The sequence below is a fragment of the Pseudoxanthomonas sp. F11 genome (assembly GCF_037046485.1).
GTDB lineage: Bacteria > Pseudomonadota > Gammaproteobacteria > Xanthomonadales > Xanthomonadaceae > Pseudoxanthomonas_A.
Genome location: NZ_JBANLZ010000001.1, coordinates 1,155,580 through 1,171,730, shown reverse-complemented (window position 1 = coordinate 1,171,730; position 16,151 = coordinate 1,155,580). Strand labels below are relative to the sequence as shown.

Annotated in this window: 17 protein-coding genes; 15 read left to right on the top strand and 2 right to left on the bottom strand. The window is 68.4% G+C overall.

Annotated elements, in window-relative coordinates; all coding sequences use genetic code 11:
• Positions 1-203 precede the first annotated feature (203 nt).
• From V8246_RS05635 to V8246_RS05600, 8 genes are all read left to right on the top strand, one after another.
• The gene (locus V8246_RS05635; protein ID WP_336188343.1) at positions 204-608 is read left to right on the top strand and encodes a YbaN family protein; all 405 of its coding nucleotides are present in this window, start codon (positions 204-206) and stop codon (positions 606-608) included.
• Positions 609-648: 40 nt separating this feature from the next.
• The gene (locus V8246_RS05630; RefSeq protein WP_336188269.1) at positions 649-858 is read left to right on the top strand and encodes a lipoprotein; all 210 of its coding nucleotides are present in this window, start codon (positions 649-651) and stop codon (positions 856-858) included.
• 25 nt (positions 859-883) lie between these two features.
• Positions 884-1,714 carry a diaminopimelate epimerase gene (gene dapF, locus V8246_RS05625; protein WP_336188342.1) on the top strand — a complete coding sequence of 277 codons (831 nt, stop codon included), beginning with the start codon at positions 884-886 and terminating at the stop codon, positions 1,712-1,714.
• A complete protein-coding gene (locus V8246_RS05620; RefSeq protein ID WP_336188268.1) occupies positions 1,711-2,385 on the top strand; it encodes a DUF484 family protein in 675 nt (224 codons plus the stop codon). Before dapF ends, V8246_RS05620 begins: the two co-directional genes overlap by 4 nt.
• A 134-nt stretch (positions 2,386-2,519) precedes the next feature.
• Positions 2,520-3,404 (top strand): tyrosine recombinase XerC, encoded by an 885-nt coding sequence (gene xerC, locus V8246_RS05615; protein WP_336188341.1) that lies wholly within the window; start codon positions 2,520-2,522, stop codon positions 3,402-3,404.
• Between the two features lie 141 nt (positions 3,405-3,545).
• A complete protein-coding gene (hslV, locus tag V8246_RS05610; RefSeq protein WP_336188267.1) occupies positions 3,546-4,097 on the top strand; it encodes an ATP-dependent protease subunit HslV in 552 nt (183 codons plus the stop codon).
• 98 nt (positions 4,098-4,195) lie between these two features.
• On the top strand, positions 4,196-5,581 hold the full coding sequence (gene hslU / locus V8246_RS05605) for an ATP-dependent protease ATPase subunit HslU (protein ID WP_336188266.1): 1,386 nt from the start codon (positions 4,196-4,198) through the stop codon (positions 5,579-5,581).
• A 103-nt stretch (positions 5,582-5,684) separates the two neighbouring features.
• On the top strand, positions 5,685-6,026 hold the full coding sequence (locus V8246_RS05600; RefSeq protein ID WP_336188265.1) for a zinc ribbon domain-containing protein YjdM: 342 nt from the start codon (positions 5,685-5,687) through the stop codon (positions 6,024-6,026).
• Between the two features lie 16 nt (positions 6,027-6,042).
• On the opposite strand, the gene V8246_RS05595 is transcribed toward V8246_RS05600, so the two are convergent.
• On the bottom strand, positions 6,043-6,495 hold the full coding sequence (locus V8246_RS05595; RefSeq protein WP_336188264.1) for a nucleoside deaminase: 453 nt from the start codon (positions 6,493-6,495) through the stop codon (positions 6,043-6,045).
• 150 nt (positions 6,496-6,645) lie between these two features.
• Between V8246_RS05595 and V8246_RS05590 the strand changes: the two genes are divergently transcribed.
• From V8246_RS05590 to V8246_RS05565, 6 genes are all read left to right on the top strand, one after another.
• Positions 6,646-8,265: a hypothetical protein gene (locus V8246_RS05590; RefSeq protein ID WP_336188263.1), complete on the top strand. Its 1,620-nt coding sequence runs from the start codon at positions 6,646-6,648 to the stop codon at positions 8,263-8,265.
• Between the two features lie 266 nt (positions 8,266-8,531).
• Positions 8,532-10,172 (top strand): hypothetical protein, encoded by a 1,641-nt coding sequence (locus V8246_RS05585; protein WP_336188262.1) that lies wholly within the window; start codon positions 8,532-8,534, stop codon positions 10,170-10,172.
• Between the two features lie 63 nt (positions 10,173-10,235).
• Positions 10,236-10,997: a bifunctional demethylmenaquinone methyltransferase/2-methoxy-6-polyprenyl-1,4-benzoquinol methylase UbiE gene (gene ubiE, locus V8246_RS05580; protein ID WP_185895036.1), complete on the top strand. Its 762-nt coding sequence runs from the start codon at positions 10,236-10,238 to the stop codon at positions 10,995-10,997.
• Positions 10,998-11,186: 189 nt separating this feature from the next.
• Positions 11,187-13,100 carry a M1 family metallopeptidase gene (locus V8246_RS05575; RefSeq protein ID WP_336188261.1) on the top strand — a complete coding sequence of 638 codons (1,914 nt, stop codon included), beginning with the start codon at positions 11,187-11,189 and terminating at the stop codon, positions 13,098-13,100.
• A 3-nt stretch (positions 13,101-13,103) separates the two neighbouring features.
• Positions 13,104-14,081 (top strand): alpha/beta hydrolase, encoded by a 978-nt coding sequence (locus V8246_RS05570; protein ID WP_336188260.1) that lies wholly within the window; start codon positions 13,104-13,106, stop codon positions 14,079-14,081.
• Positions 14,078-14,812, top strand: a complete 735-nt coding sequence (locus V8246_RS05565) for a hypothetical protein (RefSeq protein ID WP_336188259.1) — start codon at positions 14,078-14,080, stop codon at positions 14,810-14,812. Before V8246_RS05570 ends, V8246_RS05565 begins: the two co-directional genes overlap by 4 nt.
• 32 nt (positions 14,813-14,844) lie before the next feature.
• Here the strand turns inward: V8246_RS05565 and V8246_RS05560 are convergent, their stop codons facing one another.
• Entirely contained in the window at positions 14,845-15,255 is a 411-nt protein-coding gene (locus tag V8246_RS05560) for a hypothetical protein (protein ID WP_336188258.1), read from the bottom strand.
• Positions 15,256-15,365: 110 nt separating this feature from the next.
• Here V8246_RS05560 and V8246_RS05555 point away from each other — a divergent pair, with 110 nt between their 5' ends.
• Positions 15,366-16,151 (top strand): helix-turn-helix transcriptional regulator, encoded by a 786-nt coding sequence (locus V8246_RS05555; protein WP_336188257.1) that lies wholly within the window; start codon positions 15,366-15,368, stop codon positions 16,149-16,151.

Here is a 16,151-nt window from a genome sequence, read left to right as displayed (position 1 = left end):
TTCTTCGTTCCAGGTGCCTGCCGAAGGGGTACTCCAGCGCCGCTGGCCTCCGCCGATAACCATGGGGGTGAGGTTGGCGACGGAGGCGGGACATGGCGGGGCGGGGTGCGGTGATCCGCGTCGGGCGTCGGCTGTTCGCGCCATCGGCTGTCGATTTGGGGTACAAGGTCGCCGTGCACGATACGTCGCCGCCACCGCGCGAAATTCCCGAGCCGAGGCCGGCGCGCTTCCGCTGGGCCTGGTGGCTGCTGGCTTACGCCAGCCTGGGGGTGGGCATCGTGGGGGTGTTCGTCCCCGGGCTGCCGACCACGGTGTTCATCCTGGTCGCCGCATATGCCGCGTCGCGCGGCTCGGAGCGGCTGCATCGCCACCTGGTCACGCATCCGCGCTTCGGCCCCATGATCCACGACTGGCATCTGCACCGCGCGGTGTCGCGGCGCGCGAAGTGGGCGGCTACGTGGACGATGCTCTTCAGCGCCGTGATCCTGCTCGCGGTGATGCGGTGGACCGGCTCGCACCGCTGGTGGATGGTCGCCTTGCCGATGGCCTGCATGACCGTGGTGGGTGCCTGGCTGTGGATGCGCCCGGAACCGCCGCGCAGCCACTGAGCGGCCGTCGCGTTCATCGGGCTGTGGCTATACTCTCGCCATGAACCGGAACGCACGTCTTTTCCTTGCCGCCGCTCTGATGGCGGCCCTGTCCGCCTGCGGTGCCAAGGGCCCGCTGTTCATGCCGGAGAAGCCGGTCGAAGAGGCGCCCGTGACGCCTGCCGATGCCGCGCCGCCTGCGGCCGACGCCGTGCCCGCCGAACCGCCGATCGATCCCGCCACGGTGCCCGCCACCGACGGGAATGGCTGAGTCCCCGTACCCGCGGGCCACGGCGATGCGTTTCACCAAGATGCATGGGGCCGGCAACGACTTCGTCGTGCTGGACCTGCGCGATGGCCTGCCGCCACCGGATGCCGCGCTGGCCGCGGCGCTGGCGGATCGCCACCGCGGCGTGGGCTGCGACCAGATCCTGACCATCGAAGCGCCGCGCAGCGCTGCTGCGGTAGCGGGCTACCGCATCTGGAACTCGGACGGCTCGCCCTCGCAACAGTGCGGCAACGGCGCACGCTGCGTCGCGGCGTGGCTGGTGAGGGACGGTGCCGCGAAGGGAAGCTCCTTCGAGGTGGACAGTCCGCTGGCGACGCACCTGGTGGAACGCCTGGGCGACGACCGCTATGCCGTCGCCATGGGCGTACCGGAGTTCATGCCCGCGCGCATCCCACTGCAGGGATTCGACGCGCCGCGCGCGGAGTACGACGCGGACGTGGACGAGGGCGTGAGGTTGCGGTTCGGTGCCGTATCGATGGGCAACCCGCATGCCGTGATCGAAGTGCCGTCGGTCGACGCCGCGCCCGTACAGCACTACGGTCCACTGTTGCAGCGGTCGCCGCACTTCCCGGAGTCGGTCAACGTCGGCTTCGCCGAGGTGATCGCGCGCGACCGCGTACGCTTGCGCGTCTACGAACGCGGCGTGGGCGAAACACTGGCCTGCGGCAGCGGCGCATGCGCGGCCGCTGCCGTGCTGATGCGGCGCGGCCGGGTGGACCGCGAGGTGGCCATCGCGCTGCCGGGCGGCGAACTGCGCATCCGCTGGCCGTCCGACGACGCGCCGGTCATCATGTCCGGGCCGGCGGCATTCGTATTCGAAGGGGAATGGAAAGCATGAGCGACACGCAAGAGAAGCTGGGCGCCCACGAAGTCGCGGCCTGGCTGCGGCGGCACCCGACGTTCCTGAAGCAGTTCCCCGACCTGGCCCTGAGCCTGGTGGTGCCGCGCGACGAAGGCCCCACAGCCTCGTTGGCCAGCTACCAGCTCGAGGTCCTGCGCGACAAGAACCGCGAGCTGTCCAAGCGGTTGGGCGACCTGTTCGCCAATGCGCAGGAGAACGAGCGCCTGGCGGTGCGCACCCACCAGCTGGCGCTCACCCTGATGAAGCAGGGCAGCGCCGCGGATACGGTGCGCGCGATGGCGGCGTCGCTGGCCGAGGATTTCAACGGCGACCGGGTCAGCATCGTCCTGCTGCAGCCGGTCCCCGGGCTGGAGGAGAACGACTGGCTGCAGGTGGTGCCGGCCGACAATCCGCACCTGGCCCCATTCCGCGACTGCCTGCGCGATGGCGAGCCGATCTGCGGCCGCCTGCAGCCGGAGAAGCATGTGCTGCTGTACGGCGCGCGCGCGGACGAGGTCGCCTCGTCGGCGCTGCTGCCGTTGCCTGGCATCGGCCTGGTGGCCGTGGGCAGCCGCGACGGCAACCGCTTCTATCCGGGCATGGGCACGCTGTTCCTGCGCATGATGGGCGAGACGTTGGCGACGGCGTTGAAGCGCTTCGATGGTTGAGGCGAGGCGCGCGCCTCATGCCGTCATTCCGGCGAATGCCGGAATCCATCGCGCTCTTGCCCTGGTGGGTGGCCTGAGGCAAGCGCACAGGCCGCCCGGAGTCCGGCGTTCGCCGGCATGACGGGGAGGGAAGGATCGTGTCCGTCACCGGCTTCCTCGCGTACCTCGAAGTCGAGCGCAGAGTCTCCGCACACACACTGGATGCCTACCGCCGCGATCTCGCCGCGCTGACGGAGTGGGCGCAGGCGCACGGCATCACCGAGCTGGCGGATGTGCAATCCGAAGCGTTGCGCGGCTTCGTCGCCGCCGAGCATCGCCGCGGCCTTTCGCCCAAGAGCCTGCAGCGGCGCCTGTCGGCCTGTCGCAGCTTCTACCAGTGGCTGCTCAAGCATGGCCGCATCGCGGCCAGTCCCGCAGCGGCGTTGCGTGCGCCCAAGGCCCCGCGCAAGCTGCCTCAGGTGCTGGATGCCGACGAGGCCGTCCGGCTCGTCGAGGTGCCGACCGATGCGCCATTGGGCAAGCGCGACCGCGCGCTGCTCGAGCTGTTCTATTCCTCCGGCCTGCGCCTTAGCGAGCTGTGCGCCTTGCGGTGGCGCGACCTGGACATGGCCGGTGGCATGGTCACGGTGCTGGGCAAGGGCAGCAAGGAGCGCAAGGTGCCGGTCGGCTCGCATGCACGCAACGCGCTGACCGAATGGCGGCAGGAGCGGCCTGCCGGCAACGAGGCCTTCGTGTTCCCGGGCCGCGGCGACGGGCCGATCTCGCAACGGGCGGTGCAGATCCGCATCAAGCAGCTGGCGCAGCGGCAGGGGCTGTTCAAGCACGTCCACCCGCACATGCTGCGGCACAGTTTCGCCAGCCACATCCTCGAATCCTCGGGCGACCTGCGTGGTGTGCAGGAGCTGCTGGGCCACGCCGACATCGCCACCACCCAGATCTACACGCACCTGGACTTCCAGCACCTGGCCAAGGTCTACGACGCGGCGCATCCGCGGGCGAAGCGGAAGAGCGAGAAGTGAGGGGGGGAGGAGTGAGGAGTGAGTAAGAACGGAGCGGCCTTGCGTTTGCTGTCACTCACTCCTCACTCCTCTCCCCTCACTCCTGACTCTTGAACTCGCCACCCCCATCCCCACCTCTGTGGGAACACCCCGGAGGCCTCCATGGACCCCAGCCAGAATCCCAACGTCTTCCATGCCACCACCATCCTGTCCGTGCGGCGCAACGGCCGCGTCGCCGTCGCCGGCGATGGCCAGGTGACGCTGGGCCACACGGTCATGAAGGGCAATGCCCGCAAGGTGCGCCGACTCGGCCGCGATGGCCAGGTGCTGGCCGGCTTCGCGGGCGCGGCGGCCGATGCGTTCACTCTGTTCGAACTGTTCGAAGCCAAGCTGGAGAAGCATGGCCAGCTGACGCGCGCCGCCGTTGAACTGGCCAAGGACTGGCGCACCGAGCGCCGCCTGGGCAAGCTCGAGGCGCTGCTCGCCGTCGCCGACAAGGAAACGTCGCTGATCATCAGCGGTACCGGCGACGTGATCGAGCCGGAGGACGGCATTATCGCCATTGGGTCCGGCGGCTCCTACGCGCTGTCCGCCGCGCGCGCACTGCTGGCGCATACCGAGCTGGATGCGAAGTCCATCGCCGTCGAGTCGCTGAACATCGCCGGCGACATCTGCATCTACACCAATCGCAACGTGGTGGTCGAAGAGCTGTGAGAGGAGCCGTGATTGGCGATTCGTGATTCGCAAAAGCGAACGCCAAGCCGAAACCTCCCAGCTTCCCTGAATCCGCTCTCACGAATCCCGAATCTCTTATGACGAATCCCGGCTCTTCCACCATGACCCCGCGCGAGATCGTGCAGGAACTGGACCGCCACATCGTCGGCCAGCAGGCCGCCAAGCGCGCGGTCGCCATCGCGCTGCGCAACCGCTGGCGCCGCATGCAGCTCGACGACGGCCTGCGCAACGAAGTGATGCCGAAGAACATCCTGCTGATCGGTCCGACCGGTGTGGGCAAGACCGAGATCGCACGCCGCCTGGCGACGCTGGCCAACGCGCCGTTCGTGAAGGTCGAGGCCACGCGGTTCACCGAGGTCGGCTACGTGGGCAAGGATGTCGAGCAGATCGTCCGCGACCTGGCCGACACCGCGGTGAAGATGTACCGCGAGCAGGCCAAGGCGCGCATGCGGACGCAGGCCGAGGAGCGTGCGGAAGACCGCATCCTCGACGCCCTGCTGCCGCGTCGCGAGGGTGCAGGCGGTGGGTTCGGCTTCGGCGCGAACACCACCACCGTCGACATCGGTGCGGAGCCCTCCTCGAAGGAATCCGAGACGCGGCAGAAGCTGCGCCGGCAGCTGCGCAACGGCGATCTGGATGACCGCGAGATCGAACTGGAGTTGTCGGCCAACGTCGGCGTGGACATCATGACGCCGCCCGGCATGGAGGAGATGGGCCAGCAGCTGCGGCAGATGTTCTCCAGCCTGGGCGGGCAGAAGACCCACAAGCGCACGGTGACCATCAAGGCCGCGCGCCCGCAGCTGATCGAGGAAGAGGCCGCGAAGCTGGTCAACGAGGACGACATCCGCGCCGCCGCCATCGAGGCGTGCGAGCAGCATGGCATCGTCTTCATCGACGAGATCGACAAGGTCGCCAAGCGCAGCGGCAACATGAGCGGTGCCGATGTCAGCCGCGAAGGCGTGCAGCGCGACCTGTTGCCGCTGGTGGAGGGCAGCAACGTGTCGACCAAGTACGGCACGGTGAAGACCGACCATATCCTGTTCATCGCGTCCGGCGCGTTCCACCTGGCCAAGCCCAGCGACCTGATCCCCGAGCTGCAGGGCCGCTTCCCGATCCGCGTCGAGCTGTCGGCGCTGAGCAAGGAGGACTTCATCCGCATCCTCACCGAGCCCAAGGCCGCATTGACCCGGCAGTACGTGGAGTTGATGAAGACCGAAGGCGTGGCGCTGCGTTTCGCCGACGATGCCGTGGATCGCGTTGCCGAAATCGCCGCGCTGGTCAACGAACGGCAGGAGAACATCGGTGCGCGCCGGCTGCATACGGTGCTCGAGCGCCTGCTGGACACGCTGAGCTACGAAGCGCCCGACCGCGACGGACAGAGCGTCACCATCGACCGCGCCTACGTCGATGCGCACCTGGGCGAACTGGTCCAGGATCCGGATCTGAGCCGCTACATCCTCTGAGGTAACGAACCCGCTGCAAGGCGGGTTCTCCCTTCATGGGATGGAGAGGCAGGGGCGTCGGTTACAATTGAGGCCCGTTCCCGTTCCGCACGACCCCTCGTCCATGAGCACGCTGCCGCCCTGCCCGCAATGTCAGTCCGAGTACACTTACGAGGACGGCGAGCAGCTGGTCTGCCCGGAATGCGGGCACGAGTGGTCGGCCGAGGCCCCGGCTGCCACCGATGAGGGCCCGCGCGTGGTCAAGGACGCCAACGGCAACGTGTTGCAGGACGGCGACAGCGTCACCGTCATCAAGGACCTGAAGATCAAGGGCTCGTCACTGGTGGTCAAGGTCGGCACCAAGGTCCGCAACATCCGTCTGGTCGACGGCGACCACGACATCGACTGCAAGATCGACGGCATCGGCGCGATGGGCCTGAAGTCGGAGTTCGTGCGCAAGGCCTGAACCGCGAGATCGTGGCTCAATCCTCGCCGATATCCTCGTTCCACACCTCGGGATTGGCGCGGATGTAGTCGCCGAGCATCGTGATGCATTCCTCGCTCTGCAGATCGATGACCTCCACGCCGGATTCGCGCAGCCAGTCGATGCCGCCCTGGAACGTCACCGATTCGCCCACCACCACCGTGCCGATGTTGAACTGGCGCACCAGTCCGCTGCAGTACCAGCAGGGCGCCAGCGTGGTGACCATGATCGTGTCGCGATAACGACGTTGCCGGCCGGCCTTGCGGAAGGCATCGGTTTCGCCGTGTACGGACGGATCGCCTTCCTGCACGCGGCGATTGTGGCCACAGCCCAGCAGGCGTCCATCCTGGTGATAGAGCGCCGCGCCGATGGGGATGCCACCTTCGGCCAGGCCTTGGCGCGCTTCGGCAATGGCGGTCTCAAGCAGGGCGCGATAGTCAGGAAGATTCACTGTGCGTCGCCGGCAACGTGACGTGGCTCAAGGAACCGATTATCACATTCTTCCGAGTGTGATGTCATTCACGACAACACCTTCATCCCTTCTCTACAACGCACGTGGCGCAGGCCGAGCGCATCCCACGATGAAGGGGCGAGGTGTCGCATGGAGACGAGGGCGAACAGGCTGCATGCGCCGGCATTGCTCGCATGCGCTGCGTTTGGATGGGCCGATGCCGGGGCAGCGCAGGCGCAAAGCATCGAACAGGGCATCCTGCAACTGGAATGGGGCGACCCCGCGCGGCCGGCCCCGGGTCGCGCCCGGCTGGCACCGCGCTTCAATGCATACCTGGTGAAGGACGATGGTTCCCGCACGGTGCTGGATCCGGTGCAGGCCCGACGCGCGGCGGGCGATCTGTACATGCTCGCCCATCGACGCGTGGCCGTGGCTTTTGCGGCACCGGATGCGGCCAAGTCGACGGCGCGGGGGATCGACGCCATCGTGCCGGTCGACCCGACCACGCGCTCGGCGCCCGTGCAGGCGCCGGGCGCGCGCGTGATGGCGGGAGCGCCGGTAGGGGGCTCGACGCGCTGGGTCACGCTGATGTGCAAGTTCAGCGACATCGGGACGGAGCAGAAGACCCAGGCGTTCTTCCAGTCGCAGTACGGCGACAGTGTCGGCCAGCTCGGTCACTACTGGCGCGAGGTGTCCTACAACAAGATCAACCTGACCGGCAGCAGCGCGCACGGCTGGTTCACCCTGCCGCAGCCGCGCAGCTACTACATCAGCCAGAAGGACGGCGGGGACAAGGCGGATCTGAAGAAGCTGTTCGCCGACTGCGCAGGCGCGGCCGATGCCACGGTCGACTTCACCACGGTGGAGGGCGTCAACATGATGTTCAACGGCGACCTGGACGGTTATGCGTGGGGCGGCGGTACCTGCGCGCCGCTGGAAGGGCAGAACAACTTCTGCACGCGTGCGACCTGGAATCCTCCCTGGTCGTTCAACAACCTGGCGCCGCTCGCGCACGAGATGGGACACGGCTACGGGTTGCCGCATTCGGACAACTCCGATGGCGATGGCGACACCTACGACAACCCCTGGGACGTGATGAGCGATGCCTGGTACAACGCGGTGTCCGACGCCGCCTACGGCGTCCGCCCCAAGCACATCAACATCTTCCAGCGATACCGGCTCGGCTGGGTGGACGGCGCGCGCCAGCAGGTCATCGTGCTCGGCGACCTGACCACGCGCGAGATCGCGCTCGACTATGCGCACCTGGCCTCATCCGGCAATGTGCAGATGCTGGTGCTGTCGCTCTCGCCGCAGGCCGACCCCTATGCCACCGTGGTGTATACGCTGGAAGCCCGCAAGCGGGAGGGCGCCTACGAAGGCGCGCTGGCCGGCGACGCGGTGATCATCCACAGGGTGCAAACCTCGGGCGCCGCCTACAGCATGGATGCCGACGTGCCGCCGGCCAATCGCGCGAACAACGAGGGCTCCATGTTCAAGGTCGGCGAGCGCTGGCTTACCCCGGAGGGCTCGCACGCCGTCACCGTGAACGCGCAGACGGCGAGCGGATTCGTGTTGACCGTCGGACCGGCGCGCGCGATGAGCCGCCCGCTGCCGGCCTTGGTGCGGCCCGCGCAGGTGTCTGCGTCTTCGTCCTCCTCATCTTCGATACGCTCCGCGCCGACGATCCCCGTGGGTGCGCGCCCGCCACCGCCGCGATGCGGCGATCCCCGTGGCGGAGCATCGGCACGGTGCACCGTGCGCGAGCGCTGACGCGTAGGGGTTCTCCCGACGGCGTGAGGGTGGCCCCGATCCTCTGCGCGGGTCGTGCACTTGCGGGAGACGTGACGGGATCGGCGGCGAATCCCGACCTGCATCGCAGTTCGGAACATCCGCAACGCGAATGCGGCTTCTGACGCCCGAATCCGCTCAAGACGCGCGCGTGCCGGCCGACACGAAGGGCGAGGCGATGTCATCCCGACCCGCCACCTGGAGTGGGGTGTTGCGTGTTCGAGCAACGAACATTCGGTGCGTGGCGCATGGACGTCCGGACGTTCTTCGTCGGTTGTCTGTTCGTGCTGGCGTGCATGATCCCGGTCCTGCCTTCGAAGGCGGAGACCGTGGTCCAGGGCGTGCTGCAGCTGCAGTGGGCGGATCCCCCGCGCGCGCTGCCGGGTCGCGTGCAGAAGGCGCCGCAGCTCGATGCCTGGCTGGAGATCGGGCCGGGCCGGCGCATCGCGCTGGACGTCAACCAGGCACGGCGTGCCGCTGGCGATCTGTATGCACTGGCGAACCGGCGCGTGGCGGTCTCTTACGGCGCGCAGGCCAACGTGGCGTCGTCCTCCAAGGTGATGGCCGCATCGCAGCCCGCGCAGGTCATCCAGGCCATCGTGCCCACCGATCGGCTGCCGCAGCGCGCGCTGGCTGCCGGTGCGGACGGTCGCGTGATGGCGTCGGCGCCGGTATTGGGTGCCACGCGCTGGATCACCCTGATGTGCAAGTTCGCCGATATCGCGACCGAGCAGAAGCCGCGCGAGTACTTCCAGGCGCAGTACGGCAATGCGCCCGGCCAACTGGGCCACTACTGGTCGGAAGTGTCCTACGGCCAGGTCAGTCTGGCCGGAAGTTCCGCGCACGGCTGGTACACCTTGCCGCAGCCTCGCGCCGCGTACATGGCCACGGTCAACGGCAAGGAGAAGGCGCAGCTGTCGACGCTCTTCGCCGACTGCGCGGCCGCCGCCGATGCCGAGGTCGACTTCAGCGGCATCCAGGGCGTCAATCTGATGTTCAATGGCGAACTGGACGGCAATGCCTGGGGCGGCGGTGCCTGCGCCACGCTCGACGGCAGCTATGCCTGCACGCGGGTGACATGGAGCCCGCCGTGGTCGTTCATCAACCTGGCGCCGCTCGCCCATGAAATGGGGCACGGCTACGGGCTGCCGCATTCCAACAACAGCGATGGCGACGGCGACACCTACGACAATCCCTGGGACCTGATGAGCGACGCCTGGCGCAACGCCGCCAGCGATGCCGCGCTCGGCACGCTGCCCAAGCACCTCAACATGTACCAGCGCGAACGCCTGGGCTGGCTGCCCGCTGCGCGCAAGCGCGTGATCGCGGCCGACAACCGCGACACGCAGGAATTCGTCCTCGACGCCGGCAGCCTGGTGGGCAGCACGCAGGTGCAGCTGGCGGTACTGGCGATGCCGGCGCAGGCCGATCCCTACAAGACCGTCATCTACACGCTGGAGGCGCGGCGACGCACGGGAACGTACGAGGCCAAGCTCGCCGGCGACGCGGTGATCATCCACAAGCTGGAGGATTACGGCATCGCCTACAGCGTCGACCGGGATGTGCCGGCCGCCAACGTGTCCAACAATGAGGGCTCGATGTTGAAGGTGGGCGGACGCTGGAACACCCCCGACGAGCGGCACTGGGTGGAAGTGGTATCCGCCACCGCGACCGGCTTCGTGGTGCGCGTGGGGCCGCGGCCGCGCTCGATGAGTTCGCCGGCCCCGGTCCTGGAGCGCCCGGCCACGGTCGCGGCTTCCTCGTCCTCCGCGCCGGCGCCGCGCGTGCCGGCGCCGCGGACGGCGCCGCAGGCCGCGGCAAGGACGGGCTGCCGCGTGCTGCCCGAGATCCTGCGTGTCCGTGCACTGTGCATGTTGATGGAGCGCTGACCGCCGGCAGACGCGTTCGGCCCCGGCATGCGACCGGGGCGCCGGGAGTGCGATAATCCGGCCATGAGCGAATCCCCCTACGAACGCGGTACCACCCACTTCGGCTTCCGCGACGTCGCCGCCAAGGACAAGCAGAAGCTGGTCGGCGAGGTCTTCACCTCGGTAGCCGGCAAGTACGACCTGATGAACGACCTGATGAGCCTGGGCATCCATCGGGTCTGGAAGCGCTATTTCGTCGGCACCTGCCAGGTGAAGCGCGGCGACCGCGTACTGGATCTCGCAGGCGGCACCGGCGATATCGCCGCGCTGCTGAAGGACCGCGTGGGCGACGCCGGGCAGATCGTGCTGGGCGACATCAACGCCGGCATGCTGTCGGTGGGCCGCGACCGCATGACCGACCGCGGGCTGGTGCAGGGGCTGGAGTACGTGCAGTGCAACGCCGAGGCGCTGCCTTTCCCGGACGCCAGTTTCGACCTGGTCACCATCGCCTTCGGCCTGCGCAACGTCACCGACAAGGACGCCGCGCTGCGCGAGATGCATCGCGTGCTGAAGGTCGGTGGCCAGGCGCGGGTGCTGGAATTCTCGGAAGTGACCGTGGACTGGTTCAAGCCGGTCTACGATTTCCATTCGTTCAAGGTGCTGCCGAAGCTGGGCCAGCTGTTCGCCCAGGACGCCGGCAGCTACCAGTACCTGGCCGAAAGCATCCGCAAGCACCCGCCGCAGGCCGAACTGCAGGGGATGATGGATGCCGCCGGCTTCGCCCGCACCGGTTTCCGCAACCTGTCCGCGGGCATCGTGGCCATCCACACCGGCTACAAGGTCTGAAAAGGGCGTCCAGCGCCCTGTAGGAGCGCCCCATGGGCGCGATGCTTTTCCTCACGACCGGCACGAGCATCGCGGGCATGGCCCGCTCCTGCAGGCGCACCTGGAACGCGCAGCGGACGGACGCGGGCAAGGCAGCCTCCGCCCGGCGGGGTAAACTGTGCGCTTCCCCCGATCGCTGGAAGTCCCCTGATGCGTTCACTGGCTTTGCTGTTGTCCTGCGCCGCCGTGCTGGCGGCGGGGTGCTCCAAGGAACCCGAGTCCACCCCCGTGGCCGCGCCCAAGAAACCCGCCGTCGCCCAGGTCGCCGACCACGACGAGCATTCCTACGCCGAGCCGCAGAAAGTCGCCATCGCCGACCTGGCGCTGGACATCGCGGTCGATTTCGACGCCAAGACCATCGGCGGCACCGCGACCTACGCCCTGGACTGGAAGGACAAGGCCGCCACCCAGCTGGTGCTGGACACCCGCGACCTGACCATCTCCAAGGTGGAAGGCGAGGCCAACGGCGCCTGGGCGCCGCTGCAGTACGCGCTGGCCACCAAAGACCCGGTGCTGGGCAGCAAGCTGACCATCGAGACGCCTGCCCGCAACGCCAAGGTTCGCGTCACCTACACGAGTTCGCCGGAGGCCTCGGGCCTGCAGTGGCTGACGCCGGAGATGACCGAAGGCAAGCAGCTGCCCTTCATGTTCAGCCAGTCGCAGCAGATCCACGCGCGCAGCTGGGTGCCGCTGCAGGACACGCCGCAGGTGCGCTACACCTACACCGCGCACGTGACCTCGCGCCCGGACGTGATGGTGCTGATGAGCGCCGACAACGACCCGGCCGCGGCGCGCGACGGCGACTACAGCTTCAAGATGCCGCAGAAGATCCCGTCGTATCTGATGGCGATCGCCGCCGGCGACCTGGTCTTCAAGCCGATCTCCGCGCGCAGCGGCGTATGGGCCGAGCCGGCGATGGTCGACAGGGCCACCAAGGAGTTCGAAGACACCGAGAAGATGATCGCCACCACCGAGCAGCTGTACGGCCCCTACCGCTGGGACCGCTACGACATGCTGGTGCTGCCGCCGTCGTTCCCGTACGGCGGCATGGAGAACCCGCGCCTGAGCTTCATCACGCCCACCGTGATCGTCGGCGACAAGACGCTGGTCTCGCTGATCGCGCATGAGCTGGCGCACAGCTGGTCGGGCAACCTGGTGACCTTCTCCAGCGCCAAGCACGGCTGGCTCAATGAAGGCTTCACCAGCTACGTCGAGAACCGCATCGTCGAATCCCTGTATGGCAAGGAACAGGCCAGCATGGAGTACGCGATCGCGCGCAACGCGCTGAAGAAGGAAATCGCCACCATGCCGGAGGCCACCCAGGCCCTGGCGGTGAAGCCGGGCACGAAGCTGGATGCCGACGACGCGCTCAGCGCCGTGTCCTACGACAAGGGCGCCTGGTTCCTGCAGATGCTGGAGGAACGCTTCGGCCGGCAGGAGTTCGACGCCTTCCTGCGCGGGTACTTCGACCACTTCGCCTTCCAGAGCATCACCACCGAGCAGTTCCTGGCGTACGCCAAGAAAAACCTGTTCGACAAGCACCCCAACCTGGTCAGCGACGCGGAGATCCAGGAATGGATCTACGCGCCGGGTATTCCCGCCGGTGCGCCGCAGGTACAGTCGCGCGGTTTCTCCAACACCGATACCGCACGCATCGCGTGGCAGGGCAGCGGCCAGCTGCCCAACCCGCAGCTGACCGATGCCTGGATCACCCAGCAGTGGGTGCATTTCATCGAAGGCATGGGCGACAAGCTGACCGTCGAACAGGTCAAGCAGCTGGATGACGCCTACCACTTCACCGGCACCGCCAATGGCGAGATCGCCATGCGCTGGTATCCGCTGACCATCCGCAGCGGTTACGTGGACGCGCGGCCGGAGATCGCGAAGTTCATCGAGCGCGTCGGCCGTCGCAAGCTGATCATGCCGATCTACGAGGAACTGGTGAAGACGCCGGACGGCCTGGCCTTCGCGCAGGAAACCTTCGCCCGCGCCAAGCCCGGTTACCACCCGATCACGACCGGTTCGGTCGAGGCCGTGCTGGCCAAGGCGTCGGCGGGCCAGTAAGGCATGGCGGTCCGCCTGACCCGCGCAAGGACGGTCGCCCTGGTGGCGGCCGTTCTTGTCTGCGCGATCGCCGCGTGGATCTGGCGCGAGCCGATGGCGCCGGTGCGCGCGGGCATGGCGCTGCAGGGATGGTGGATCGGGCTGTGGGAGCAACGCCTGGTGGTCGGAGACCACCGATGGGTCTACGACGAGCGCGAGGCCGCCGATCCCGCGGCGCCCACCGTGGTGATGGTGCACGGCTTCACCGGCAGCAAGGAGAACTGGTACCCGCTGGCCGAGCGGCTGGGGGGGCATTACCGGCTGGTGATCCCCGACCTGCCGGGCTGGGGCGAAAGCGAGCGCATCGAGGGCGCCGACTACGGCTTCGGCGCACAGGCCGACCGCCTGGCGCAGTTCCTGCAGCGCGTCCGCCGCGAGGGCAGCCCCATCGTCCTGCTGGGCCATTCGATGGGAGGCGGCATCGCCGCGGTCGCGGCGGCGCGGCATCCCCACCTGGTGGCGCGCGTGGGCCTGATCGATGCCGCGGGCGTGCGCTTCCGCGACAACCGTTTCGGCATCGACGTGCTGGCCGGGAAGAACCCGTTCGCGGTGAACGACGCGGCTTCGCTGCAGCGGTATCTGGATACCGTCTTCCACGACCGCAGCGTGCAGCCCGCCATCCCCTGGCCCGCCTCGCGGGCGGTGATCGACTGGCGCATCGCGCAGGCGCCGTTCGAGCAGCAGGTGCTGGACCGCATCGGTCGTGGCGGGGAGCGTTTCCTACCCGGCGAGATGGCCGCCGCGATCCGGCAGCCGGCACTGCTGCTGTGGTGCCGGCAGGACCGCGTGATCGATCCCAGTGCGATGGCGCTGTACGCCCGGCAGATGCCGCAGTCGATCCAGGTTTCACTGGAGGGATGCGGCCACATGTCCATCATGGAAAAACCCGACGACGTGGCGGCCGCGGTCGCCCTGTTGATCCAGCGAGGCACATCCCGATGAAGCACACGATCAAGCCCCTACTGCTCGCCTTCGCCTGCGCCGTGGCGGTCGCCGCCTGCGGCGACCGCGAGGCCGAGCGCGCGGCGCAGGCCGCCGCCGAGGCCGCTGCCATCGAGCAGCAGGCCGACGAAGTGGCGAAGAAGTACGACAGTGCGCTGGCCTCCCACGACTGGGACCTGGCGCGCATCCACGGCGTCGCCCTGCTCGACCAGTACCCGGACAGTACCGCCGCCCGACGCATCGGGCCCGGGCTGCAGGAGGTCAAGGCCAAGGCCGAGGCGGCGCGCGAGCAGCGCCGGATGGAATCGCTGTGGGACTATGCCCAGGTTTCCGCCGACGGCGGCACGCAGCGCTCGGCCGCGATCCTCAGCAAGGACCCCGTGGACGTGGACGGCACCGGCGCCAAGCCGGTGCAGCTGGTGTTCCGCGATCATCCCAGGTGGAAGCGCAGCAGCTATCTGGTGCTGCAGGCCAGCGACTTCGCGAAGGCGTGCTACCGCCGCTGCCAGGTGACGGTGATCGCCGATGGCGGTACGCCGAAGCGGATGTCGGCCAACCGGCCGGATACCGACGAGGCTACCGCGATGTTCATCGACGACCACAAGTCGCTCTGGCGCCTGGCGCGCGAGAGCAAGGTGCTGGAGATCGAGTTCCCGGTGAAGGACGGCAGCATGCGCAAGGCCGTGTTCGAGACGGGCGGGTTGGATGGCAAGCAGATGGCCGGGTGGTGACCCGGCCACGGTGAGGGTGCGACGCGTCGGGATCAGCGCATGGCGGCACGCTGCACCGGCGCGCGCAGGACGCGCGTGCCGAGCAGGGCGAAGCTGCCCACCACCACCGCCTGCACCAGCAGGAAGGCCCATCCCAGGGCATTCGGCGCGATCCAGCCCAGCAGCGGCAACAGCACGCATTCGATCGCGTAGAGCGCATTGATCGCCACCATCGTCCAGGCTGCGCCACGCGTGACGGGCGGCCTGCGCGCCAGCCAGAGCAGCCACGCCACGTAAGGCAGCAACGCCAGGCCGACGCTGCGCAGCAGCATCTCGGGTACGCCGGTGACGGCGGCCAGCGGCGCCGCCAGCAGGGCCATCGCAAGGCCGACGGGCAGGGTCATGGCGGCATCCCAGCGGATGAGCGTACGCAGGCGGGTGTCGGGGGCTGGATGCGGGTTCATGGTGGTGCCTCGTGTCGTCAGGGTGGGCGTCATGGTCGGCATGCATCTGCATGCCGTCGATTACCCGGTGGGTAAAGCAGGCAGTAAAGGGCGGGTGCTAAGGTCGCTGCATGGACCCCGCCACGCCCTTCGGCCACCTGCTGCGCGACTGGCGCCAGCGCCGCCGCCTGACGCAGCTCGACCTCGCCGATGCGGCAGGCGTCTCAACGCGGCACCTGAGCTTTCTGGAAACCCATCGTTCGCTGCCAAGCCGCGCGCTGCTGATGCGGCTGGGAGCCGTGCTGGACATGCCGCTGCGCGAGCGCAACCGCATGCTGGTGTCGGCGGGTTTCGCGCCGATGTACCGCGAGCACCGCTGGGACGAGCAGGCACTCCAGGTCGCGCGCGAGGCCATCGAGCGCCTGCTGGCGGCACACGAGCCGTACCCGGCGCTGGCGATCGACCGCCATTGGAACCTGGTGACGGCCAACGCCGCCGCGCAGCGGCTGATGGCAGGCCTGCCGGAGGCGCTGCTCGCGCCTGTACCGAACGTCCTGCGTGCGAGCCTGCATCCGGATGGCTTGTCCCCGCGCATCGCCAACCTGCCGCAGTGGCGCGCGCACATCCTCGAGCGTCTGCGGCACCAGCACGAGGCAACCCAGGATCCCGTGCTGCAAGCCCTGCGCGAGGAACTGGCGGGGTACCCGGGTGGCGAGGCCGAGGACCCCGGCGCGGCGGAGGCGATCATCGTGCCCTTGCAGTTGCGCGGTCCCGGAGGCCAGGTGCTCTCGCTGCTGGGTACGACCACGGTATTCGGCACGCCCAACGACGTGACCCTGTCCGAACTGGCGATCGAATCCTTCTTCCCGGCCGACCCGGTCACTGCGGCGCTGCTGCGTGCGATGGCGCAGCCCTGA